The organism is Acetobacter sp. JWB, assembly GCF_003323795.1.
GTDB lineage: Bacteria > Pseudomonadota > Alphaproteobacteria > Acetobacterales > Acetobacteraceae > Acetobacter > Acetobacter oryzifermentans.
In genome coordinates this window covers 2420461-2431324 of record NZ_CP030871.1, presented here as the reverse complement: position 1 = coordinate 2431324, position 10864 = coordinate 2420461, and the positions used below count along the sequence as shown (strand labels likewise).

General features: G+C 44.3%; 12 protein-coding genes. 11 read left to right on the top strand and 1 reads right to left on the bottom strand.

Annotated elements, in window-relative coordinates:
- The first annotated feature begins 43 nt into the window (after window positions 1–43).
- Both DS739_RS11520 and DS739_RS11515 read left to right on the top strand, forming a co-directional pair.
- A complete protein-coding gene (locus DS739_RS11520; protein ID WP_170315293.1) occupies window positions 44–637 on the top strand; it encodes a histidine phosphatase family protein in 594 nt (197 codons plus the stop codon).
- Between the two features lie 324 nt (window positions 638–961).
- Window positions 962–2638 carry an alpha-keto acid decarboxylase family protein gene (locus DS739_RS11515; RefSeq protein WP_006115789.1) on the top strand — a complete coding sequence of 559 codons (1677 nt, stop codon included), beginning with the start codon at window positions 962–964 and terminating at the stop codon, window positions 2636–2638.
- Between the two features lie 66 nt (window positions 2639–2704).
- Here DS739_RS11515 and DS739_RS11510 read toward each other — a convergent pair whose 3' ends face one another.
- Window positions 2705–3739 carry a HoxN/HupN/NixA family nickel/cobalt transporter gene (locus tag DS739_RS11510; RefSeq protein ID WP_006115790.1) on the bottom strand — a complete coding sequence of 345 codons (1035 nt, stop codon included), beginning with the start codon at window positions 3737–3739 and terminating at the stop codon, window positions 2705–2707.
- Between the two features lie 187 nt (window positions 3740–3926).
- Between DS739_RS11510 and DS739_RS11505 the strand changes: the two genes are divergently transcribed.
- The 9 genes from DS739_RS11505 (at window position 3927) to DS739_RS11465 (ending at window position 10859) form a co-directional block, all read left to right on the top strand.
- A complete protein-coding gene (locus DS739_RS11505; RefSeq protein ID WP_006115791.1) occupies window positions 3927–4748 on the top strand; it encodes an urease accessory protein UreD in 822 nt (273 codons plus the stop codon).
- A gap of 27 nt (window positions 4749–4775) precedes the next feature.
- Window positions 4776–5078, top strand: a complete 303-nt coding sequence (locus DS739_RS11500; protein ID WP_006115792.1) for an urease subunit gamma — start codon at window positions 4776–4778, stop codon at window positions 5076–5078.
- Window positions 5062–5406, top strand: coding sequence for an urease subunit beta (locus tag DS739_RS11495; protein WP_006115793.1), 345 nt, complete (start codon window positions 5062–5064; stop codon window positions 5404–5406). Before DS739_RS11500 ends, DS739_RS11495 begins: the two co-directional genes overlap by 17 nt.
- Window positions 5403–7109, top strand: coding sequence for an urease subunit alpha (ureC, locus tag DS739_RS11490; protein ID WP_006115794.1), 1707 nt, complete (start codon window positions 5403–5405; stop codon window positions 7107–7109). The genes DS739_RS11495 and ureC overlap by 4 nt, the downstream gene beginning before the upstream one ends.
- The gene (locus DS739_RS11485) at window positions 7109–7594 is read left to right on the top strand and encodes an urease accessory protein UreE (RefSeq protein WP_035352905.1); all 486 of its coding nucleotides are present in this window, start codon (window positions 7109–7111) and stop codon (window positions 7592–7594) included. The genes ureC and DS739_RS11485 overlap by 1 nt, the downstream gene beginning before the upstream one ends.
- 10 nt (window positions 7595–7604) lie before the next feature.
- A complete protein-coding gene (locus DS739_RS11480; protein WP_035352936.1) occupies window positions 7605–8270 on the top strand; it encodes an urease accessory protein UreF in 666 nt (221 codons plus the stop codon).
- The gene (gene ureG / locus DS739_RS11475; RefSeq protein WP_006115797.1) at window positions 8267–8881 is read left to right on the top strand and encodes an urease accessory protein UreG; all 615 of its coding nucleotides are present in this window, start codon (window positions 8267–8269) and stop codon (window positions 8879–8881) included. Before DS739_RS11480 ends, ureG begins: the two co-directional genes overlap by 4 nt.
- 527 nt (window positions 8882–9408) lie before the next feature.
- Window positions 9409–10359, top strand: a complete 951-nt coding sequence (locus DS739_RS11470; protein ID WP_170315294.1) for a porin — start codon at window positions 9409–9411, stop codon at window positions 10357–10359.
- Window positions 10360–10409: 50 nt separating this feature from the next.
- Window positions 10410–10859 carry a hypothetical protein gene (locus tag DS739_RS11465; RefSeq protein ID WP_006115799.1) on the top strand — a complete coding sequence of 150 codons (450 nt, stop codon included), beginning with the start codon at window positions 10410–10412 and terminating at the stop codon, window positions 10857–10859.
- The last annotated feature ends 5 nt before the right edge of the window (window positions 10860–10864 follow it).

Here is a 10864-nt window from a genome sequence, read left to right as displayed (position 1 = left end):
AACAGTAATGAAAGAATGAGACTTACCTAAAATCTTGGAAGAAATGATGCCCAATCTACCAGTAGTACGCGTTGTCTTGGTAGGAAGTTTAATGCCTGATAATGTACGTAAAGGTTATATACCAGAGCAAAACAAAATAATAAAATTTCCATTTTCTAAAATAATCCAAGAAGATTTTTTAGAAAAACATAATATTTCGCGCATTTTTTGTGCATCTGATATTTTTGTAGTTTTAGATCGTCTTCTGTTAGAACAAAATATTGTTTTGGAGCAGAAGCTAAGGAATAGAAATTATGGAGCTTTGGCAGGGCGGAATTTGAAAAGTTTATCGGTAGAAGAGCAGGAGCAATTTATGAATCCTACGCACTCTCCAGTTGGTGGAGAAAGCATATATGCATTTCATGCTAGGTTAAAAGCATGGTTGGATAGCCTTTTTGATAACGCCAAAAACCAAGAAACATTCTTGATAATAGCTTCTCCTATCATCATACGTGCATTAAGCGCATGTATTATCGCTGATGGCATAAAAAATTCTTTTCATATTCTAAATAAATTAGATGTTTATCCAGAAAGTTGGAGTGTTTTTTCGGGAAGATCTGGGAATTGGCGCATTCTCACACTTTCCGCGCCTTTTTAAGGCATTAAAGTTAAAGTGTTGGAAAGAAGCGTAAAAATTTTGTTTGGTAAGAATAATCATTCACGATGTGGTGACATTTTGTGATCTATTATATAAATATATACTTGCGTAATCGACATAAAAACCCACGTATATCAAAAATAAATACTTAATATCAATAGGTTATGTTGATTTTATGGAAGGCGAAATAGGATATTTTCTTGGTTGTGAGATATGTTTTTTATATGACAACCACCAGTTTCATATATTGGACATTTGTCTGATTGAGGGTTTTAGCTAAAAGCCGTTTTTTTTTGAGGCTATTCCGATAGGAGTGATTAAACCATGACATATACAGTCGGCATGTATCTTGCTGAGCGTCTTTCTCAGATTGGATTAAAGCACCACTTTGCCGTAGCCGGAGATTTTAATCTGGTTCTTCTGGATCAGTTACTGGCAAATAAGGAAATGGAACAGGTCTACTGCTGTAATGAGCTGAATTGTGGTTTTAGTGCAGAAGGTTACGCACGTGCTCATGGCGCAGCGGCCGCTGTGGTTACCTTTAGTGTGGGGGCCATTTCTGCCATGAACGCTATTGCTGGTGCATATGCAGAAAACCTGCCTGTTATTTTGATTTCTGGTTCACCTAATAGCAATGATTATGGAACCGGCCATATTCTGCATCATACGCTGGGCACGAACGATTATACCTACCAGTTGGAAATGATGCGGCATGTAACATGCGCGGCAGAAAGCATTACAGATGCAGCATCTGCCCCAGCCAAAATTGATCATGTAATCCGCACAGCCCTGCGTGAACGCAAGCCGGCATATGTTGAAATTGCCTGTAACGTATCTGATGCAGAATGTGTTCGCCCTGGCCCGGTCTCGTCCTTGCTGGCAGAATTGCGGGTAGATGATGTCAGTCTAAAAGCGGCCGTTGAAGCCTCTGTTGCTCTGCTGGAAAAATCTCAGCGTGTTACCATGATTGTAGGTAGCAAAGTGCGCGCGGCACACGCACAAACACAAACAGAACATCTGGCTGATAAGCTAGGCTGTGCTGTTACGATTATGGCGGCAGCAAAAAGCTTTTTCCCCGAAGATCACAAAGGTTTTCGTGGTCTTTATTGGGGAGATGTTTCTTCTCCTGGCGCGCAGGAGCTGGTTGAAAAGTCTGACGCCCTTATTTGTGTGGCCCCCGTCTTTAATGACTATTCCACAGTAGGTTGGACCGCATGGCCCAAGGGTGACAATGTTTTGTTGGCAGAACCTAACCGCGTCACTGTGGGCGGCAAGACATACGAAGGCTTCACGTTGCGTGAATTCCTTGAAGAGCTGGCAAAAAAAGCTCCTAGCCGTCCGTTAACGGCGCAGGAAAGTAAAAAACATACGCCTGTTATTGAAGCATCTAAGGCAGATGCGCGTCTGACAAATGATGAAATGACCCGTCAGATCAACGCAATGCTGACATCAGATACTACCTTGGTTGCTGAAACAGGGGATTCTTGGTTCAACGCCACACGTATGGATTTACCACGCGGTGCACGTGTTGAGCTGGAAATGCAGTGGGGGCATATTGGTTGGTCTGTACCCTCTGCTTTCGGGAACGCCATGGGGTCTCAAGAGCGACAGCATATTCTTATGGTAGGTGATGGCTCGTTCCAGCTTACTGCGCAGGAAATGGCGCAGATGGTGCGTTATAAGCTGCCAGTTATTATCTTCCTCGTGAATAATCGTGGCTATGTTATTGAAATTGCCATCCACGATGGCCCTTACAACTACATCAAGAACTGGGATTACGCAGGCTTGATGGAAGTGTTCAATGCGGAAGATGGTCATGGTCTGGGCCTAAAAGCCACCACAGCAGGTGAACTAGCAGAGGCTATTAAAAAAGCTAAAGCAAACCATGAAGGTCCCACCATTATCGAATGCCAGATTGAACGTTCTGATTGCACCAAAACGTTGGTGGAATGGGGCAAAAAGGTTGCAGCAGCTAATTCCAGAAAACCACAGGTATCCTGAAAGTCTAATATTTAAAATCTAGTGTGTTGCAAAATACCTCCTTCCAAATTGTGGAAGGAGGTATTTTTATATTTCTTTACGATTGATCATAACAGCAGATACACCCCAGCACGTCATGAATATGGCAATAATCACGCAACCTAAAATGCCAAAGTTTTCGCTTAAAGTTTCACACCAGTTCCATAAAGCATATTCAGGGCCTAGATGATTCCGTATAAGTTCAAGTGCTTCAATGGCGCTTATGAGCAAAGCAATGACGATAGAAACGACAGTAAGCAGCATATTATAATAAAATTTGCGAACAGGTTCTACAAAAGCCCAACCATAAGCACGAAGCATTAAAACGCCATCTAGTGTATCTACAAGAGACATGCCCGCAGTAAAGAGCGCAGGAAAGACCAAGATAGAGCAGAGCGTCATGCCATGGGATGCTTGGCTTGCTGATAAGCTGAGTAACCCAACTTCTGTTGCGGTATCAAACCCCAAGCCAAATAGGAAACCTAGTGGGTACATATGCCAAGTTTTATGAATAAGACCGAATAATGGTTTAAGAAAACGAGTGAGTAGTCCCCCTTTATTAAGAAAAATCTGGATATCTTCTTGGTGAGATATGTTCCCAGATTTAGCATAACAAAAATTTTGATAAAGATTATAAAAAATCACGATATTCATGATGGCAACAAATATTAGAAAAACAATGGAAGTCATTGGTCCGATAATTTCACCAAATTTCTGAATAACATGAAGCTTTTGTGTAAAAGTTGTCGCTGTGGCAGCAACTAAGATGGATGCTATAACTACTACACTAGAATGACCTAGGGAAAAGAAAAGCCCTACAGAAAGTGGTTGTTTGCCTTCCTGCATTAATTTGCGAGTTATATTATCAATAGCAGCAATATGATCAGCATCTACGGCATGACGTAGGCCCAAGCTATATGCGACAAACGCCATACTTAATAAGCTGGGAGAATAGCGGAAAGCAATGGAGGCCCAAAGCCAAATTGCGATGTTAAAACCACCTAATATGGTAAACAACCCTATAGCTTTCCATGTTACATTTTCTGCAGTGGCATTGAAGTTATAACAAAGTATTCTTCTCATGTGTAACCTAAGGAGTCTAGGAAGTTTGATATTTCCTGAAAACAGATTTTTTCAATAATTACAGTATATTTTATAATTTATAACCTTATTTCTTATACGTAAATATGCGTATATCCCACCCTTATTGACGGAAGCATAATACCCTATCTATTTAAAAATAGTCCTTACAGGAATTGGATACAATTAAGTGCCTCTTCTGCAACGTGCTTACGGTCGTTTTGGGTTGGAAGTCCGAAATGATCGTTCTCAGACCCAATGCTACGGGTTGGAGCAGGAGGGATGCTGCCGCTTGTTATTTCCTCGTGTTGCAGGCCAACAGATGGAAGTTGTCACGGTAAATATTTCAGGTGGTATAGCGGCAGGAGACCGCATTGAGGGAGATTTGAGGTGTAACCCGCACACAAATCTTCTTGTCACATCTCAAGCGGCTGAACGTATTTATCGAGCGCGTTCGAATGATCCGGCAGCTCGAATAAATGTTTCCTGCCATATCGCGGAAGATGCATGTTTGGAATGGTTGCCGCACGGCACAATTTTTTTTGATGGTAGCCGTTTACAGCGCAAAATGACTGTAGAGATGGCGGATAATGCGCGATTTCTGTTTCTTGAAAGCCGTTTTTTTGGTCGTGTTGCTTCGGGTGAACGTGTTGAGCAATTGCATGTCAGAGATGGTCTCTCCGTTCGGCAGGGTGGGCGGCGCATTTTGGAAGATACGCTGAAACTTGAAAGCGATTCTGTAAATGTTCTTTTGAAGGATCCTGCGGTGGCAGGCGGGTATCGTGCCGTTACAACGCTTGTTTTAGTTGCATCCGATGTATCCAGTCGCCTTGAACCATTACGTAATGTGTTAGTAGCAGAAGAATGCAAAGGGTTCGCGGCCTCAGCATGGAATGGCATGCTGATTGTGCGTGGCATCGCGCAGGATAATTGGCAGTTAGAGGTTATATTGCAACGTATTTTACCAATTTTGCGGAATGGACAATCTATGCCAACCACCTGGCGTTCATGAAGCGGAAAAGTAGAGAAAACGTAAACTATGAAACTGACACCCCGAGAAAAAGATAAATTGCTTATTGCCATGGCAGCAATGGTGGCGCGGCGCAGATTGGAGCGTGGGGTGCGTTTAAATTACCCTGAAGCTGTCGCTCTTATAACAGATCATGTAGTGGAAGGTGCGCGGGATGGTCAGAGTGTTTCAGCGCTTATGGCAAGTGGTGGCCGTGTGTTAACGCGTGATCAGGTTATGGCTGGCGTGCCAGAAATGATTCATGACGTGCAAGTGGAAGCAACCTTTCCTGACGGAACAAAATTGGTGACGGTTCATGCCCCGATACGTTGATGCTTTGCCTGCAGATGCCTTGCCAGGGGAAATTCTAGTTGCAGAAGGTGATATTGTTCTGAATGAGGGGCAGCCCCAACGCAAGTTGATGGTTTCCAATACAGGAGATCGTCCCATACAGGTGGGAAGCCATTATCATTTTTATGAAGTAAATCCTGCTCTGCTGTTTGAGCGCGAACAAGCCAAAGGTTGGCGGCTAAACGTGCCTTCGGGCGGTGCCATTCGCTTTGAGCCGGGACAGATACGAGAAGTAACACTGGTTCCATTACGCGGCTTGCGCCAAGTATTTGGCTTTCGAGGGGAAGTGATGGGAGGTATAGATAAATGACGCATCTTTCCCGTTACGAATATGCAGGCCAGTTTGGCCCCACTACAGGGGATCGTGTTCGGCTGGCAGATACAGCTTTGCTTGTGGAAGTGGAAAAAGATTTTACAATTTATGGGGAAGAAGTGCGGTTTGGTGGTGGAAAAACTATTCGTGACGGCATGGGGCAATCACAATTGTCTCGCGCACAAGGTGCCGTAGATACGGTTATCACAAACGCGCTAATTGTTGATCATTGGGGTATTGTTAAGGCAGATGTTGCCTTGCGAGATGGACGTATTGCAGCAATTGGTAAGGCAGGAAATCCGGATATTCAGCCGGGCGTAGATATTATTATTGGTCCGGGCACAGAAATAATTGCAGCAGAGGGTAAAATACTGACTGCTGGTGGAATTGATAGTCATATTCACTATATTTGCCCACAACAAATAGAAGAGGCTTTATCTTCTGGCATAACGACTATGCTGGGAGGAGGCACCGGGCCAGCCACAGGTACAGCGGCTACAACATGCACACCGGGGCCTTGGCATCTGGCGCGTATGCTGCAGGCCGCAGATGCGTTTCCGGTTAATCTGGCTTTTGCAGGTAAGGGCAATGCATCATGCCCAGAAGCCTTGGAGGAAATGGTAAGGGCAGGGGCGTGTTGTCTGAAATTGCACGAGGATTGGGGATCAACGCCAGCGGCTATTGATTGTTGCTTGAGCGTGGCTGACCGCATGGACGTTCAGGTGATGATCCATACAGACACGCTGAATGAAAGCGGGTTTGTGGAAGATACAATTGCTGCATTTAAAGGGCGCACCATTCATGCTTTTCATACAGAAGGTGCGGGTGGGGGGCATGCACCAGATATTATACGTGTAGCTGGTTTGCCGAATGTTTTACCATCTTCTACCAATCCAACGCGCCCATACACAATCAACACGCTGGATGAGCATTTGGATATGCTGATGGTATGCCATCATCTTGATCCGCACATTCCAGAAGACATTGCTTTTGCGGAAAGTCGCATTCGGCGTGAGACCATTGCAGCTGAAGATATCTTTCAGGATATGGGCGTGCTTTCCATGATGTCGTCCGACAGTCAGGCCATGGGGCGTGTGGGGGAAGTGCCGTTAAGAACATGGCAAACAGCGCATAAAATGAAGCTACAGCGTGGTGCGCTGCCCGGAGATAGTTTGGCAGATAACAACCGGGTTAAACGTTATATTGCTAAATACACCATAAACCCGGCCATTGCGCATGGTTTGGCGCATGAGGTGGGATCTATCGCTGTTGGAAAATTGGCAGATCTTGTTTTGTGGGAACCTGCTTTTTTTGGTGTAAAGCCAGAAATGGTGATTAAAGGTGGTGCGATTGTTTATGCAATGATGGGCGACCCCAACGCTTCTATCCCCACGCCGCAACCCGTTCATGGCCGTATGATGTTTGGCGGATACGGTGGTGCGCTGACACATACAAGTCTTACATTTGTTTCTCAAGCCGCACTGGAAGATGATTTAGGACATAAACTTAAGCTACAACGTAAACTTTCCGCAGTGTCCAATACACGAGAAAGTATCGGTAAACGCAGCATGATTCATAATGATGCCATGCCACATATCGAAGTAGACCCCGAAACATATGAAGTGCGCGCCGATGGTGTGTTGCTGACATGCGAACCCGCAGAAGTTCTTCCTATGGCGCAAAGGTATTTTCTGTTCTGATGCAACGCATAATTGAAATTCTTCCAGCAGGAAGTTGGCCAGAAACAGCAGAAACCGAAATTTTTGCAGCCGACTATGAGGGCCGCCATCGCCGCCGTATGGTTATTTGCTTGCAATCTGGTGAAAAAATCCTTCTTGATCTGGAACATGCACGTTTGTTGCGGGCTGGTGATGGTCTGAAACTACAGGATGGACGCATTATTCTGGTAAAATCGCTTCCGGAAGAACTTATGGAAGTCACGGCAACAAATGGCTTACATTTGTTACGTTTGGCATGGCATATAGGAAACCGGCATCTTCCCGCCTCTATTGAGGAACACCGTGTTCTTATAAGGCAAGATCATGTCATTGCAGATATGATTCGCGGCCTTGGTGGCCATGTGCATATGGTCATGGCTGCATTTGATCCCGAAAGTGGTGCGTATGCAGGGCGTATAGGTGCACATCAGCATGAAAACGGACAAACCCACCACTCTCATGATTAATGAAGAAGGCATGGAAGGTAAGGATTTTTTGCGTCTTCTTTCGTGGGTCTCTCCAGCATTTCCAACAGGAGGCTATGCTTATAGTCATGGCTTGGAATGGGCTGTTGAGAATGGTGATGTGCATAATGTCGCATCATTATGCCAATGGATAGAAGCTCTTCTTTATTACGGAAGTTTGCAGAATGATCAGATAATTTTGCAGGCCGCTTGGGATGCCGCATATAATCAGGCACAGTTATATGAGGTTGCTGAGTTTGCCTGTGCCTGTGCTTCATCGCGTGAGCGTTATGAAGAAACTGTGTATCAAGGAGAGGCGTTTCAGAAAGCCGCTGCAGTCTGGAATGTTGTTCCACAGGATATTATTCCGTCTCATATCCGTTGGCCTTTGCCAGTCGCGCAAGGTGTCGTGTTTCGATATGGTAACGTATCACGCCAGCAAGCAGCTTTGGCGGGTGGGTATGCTGCTATTGCTGCGTTAGTTTCTGCCGCAGTGCGTTTGGTGCCTTTAGGGCAAACAGATGGACTGCGGGCATTGGCTGGTTTGGAAACAACGTTGCAGAAAGCTACTCAGAAAAGCCAGAACCTCACACTCGAAGATATTGGTGGAGCATGCTTTTGTGCAGATATTGCTGCCATGCACCATGAAACTCAGGTTACAAGGCTATTTAGAACATGACAGACATAAAATATGGCCCGCTACGTGTCGGTATTGGTGGCCCAGTAGGAACGGGTAAAACAGCATTAATGGATGCATTATGCCGCCGGTTTAGGGATGTATATAATATTGCGGCCATAACAAACGATATTTACACGCGTGAAGATGCTGAGTTTCTGACTAGAGCAGGTTCTTTGCCATCAGAACGTATTATGGGGATAGAAACAGGAGGGTGCCCGCACACAGCAATACGAGAAGATGCAAGTATTAATCTTGCTGGTATTGCTGAATTATCAGAACGCTTTGAAAAGCTTGATCTCATTTTGGTGGAAAGTGGTGGAGACAATCTGGCGGCAACTTTTAGCCCAGAATTGGCTGACTTAACTATTTATGTCATTGATGTTTCTGCTGGAGATAAAATTCCTCGCAAAGGTGGGCCAGGTATTACGCGTAGCGACCTATTGGTCATTAATAAAATTGATCTTGCACCATATGTAGGAGCGGATTTAGGCATTATGGATCGGGATAGCCGCAAGATGCGTGGTCAACGGCCCTTTGTTTTTACAAATATTCGAGCAGGCGAAGGTGTGGAAGATATTGCTCAATTTATTATTGAACGTGGAGCACTCTAGAAAAGAAAATAACATTCTTATTTAAAATACCTATGAGTTATCATTTTATATAAATTTTACATTATAGCTCATAGGTATTGTAATTTCATTACATAAAATATTAAATAAAAATGTATCTCATGTAACCAATATATATATCATTTCGTAGGTTCATATTTGGATTTTCTCTTTCTAATTCGATCTAGGTAATTTCACCCATACCCCCAAAAAGATTCGTTATCGTAATGTAACGACATGGCCATTTGGCAATTATGGCTACAGGGGAGAAGGTCATGGTCGCGTTGCTATCGCGGTTTTCATTAAGTCGTAAAACAAAATTGTTTCAGTGTGGGACAACAATTCTGTCTCTTTGTGCCGTGGTCAGCGCAGCATTGCCGCAGTCATCCCATGCGGCGGCAACCTTTAACTTTGGTAAGGATCAGTTTTTTACCTTAGGTGTTGGTGTGCGTGGACAGTACCTATCTAATGATCCCAACGCTACCCCAGCACATTCTGGAGCCGCCAGTGCTAATGACTTACGTATTTATATGGGTGCGCAGTTTCATAAATATGTGAAAAGCACGCTTAATCTTGAGCGTTTGCGTGATGGCAACTGGAATGTTTTGGACGGTATTCTTCAGGTTGAACCATGGAAGTTCTTTAATGTTTGGATGGGGCGGATGTTGACCCCAAGTGATCGATCCAACCTGGATGGCCCATATTTCCTGAGCACTTATGCTTTTCCCTTTGTTTCACAATATCCAGGGGCATGGTCTGGTCGTGATGATGGTATTACAGTGTGGGGCAAGCTGGTGAAAGACCATTTCCGGTATATGGCAGGTGTGTACCGAGGCCATAACTGGGTACAAGGAGGCTCAAATTATGGTGAGCATCCTTTGTTTGCTGCACGGTTGGAATATAACTTTCTAGATCCAGAACCATCACCAGCCTATTATACCGCCAGCACTTATTATGGCAAAGCTGATATTCTCGCTATTGGTTTGGCGGGTCAGTACGAAACTGATGGCGTTGGCACAGCGCAGGATAAAGGTGATTACAAGGCATGGAATATTGACGGTCTTTTTGAAAAAAAGATCGGGAAAAATGCAAAGCATGGTGTGTATACGCTAGAAGGTGCTTATTATCAGTATTATACTGATGGTGTGCAGGATATTGCTTCTGGTTATCGCCAAAGAGCGGCAGAGTACGGGAATGTTGGTGGAATTAGTGATGGCACGGCTTTTCTTGCCAGTACAGCTTACCTTATTCCGTACACATTGGGCTGGGGGCGTTTGCAGCCGCTCGTAAGGTATCAGGAATTCCGCTTCAAAAAAGATTTGTATGGATCAGGGCATCCTAAAACGACACAGTTTGATGCCGGTGCAAACTATGTATTAGATGGTCATAATCTACGGTTTACGTTGGATTATGTTAGGTATCACGAAGCCAAAACAAAAGCCTCAAATGCCTTTCTGTTAGGTATGCAGCTTCAATACTAAAATCATATTTTTAGAACTTATCATTTTCTGAAAAATTGGGTGTTTAAGGGATGCCGGGAGATAACAAAATGCAGATCATGATGTGCCGTGGGCTGAAGGGAGCATTCGTAGTGTTCTGTGGTCTTTTTGCCGGGGCAGCATATGCAGAGTCAGATATTCGAAACCTTGATTGCCGACATATTTTTGCGGAAGAGGTTAGGGTTTCAGACCAGGTATCTGCTCTAAAGAAGAAAAAGGTTGCTGCCGAAAAGAAAGGTAATGATACGGATAATAGCGGATTTTACGTAAAACTAGATCCTATTCCGGGTATTGGTGTGATGAACGGCATGACACTTACGCCAGAAGGTAAGCCTTTAAGGGAAGATATTTCTGATGAACGTATAAATAAGCTGGAATCACAGCTTGCAGATATCAGAAAGGCACAGGAACACAAAGTGTGCCCGGCGATGACGCTGCCAGATGCAGATGATGAACGCTTGTTGGATGAACAGGCACGATAGGCTTC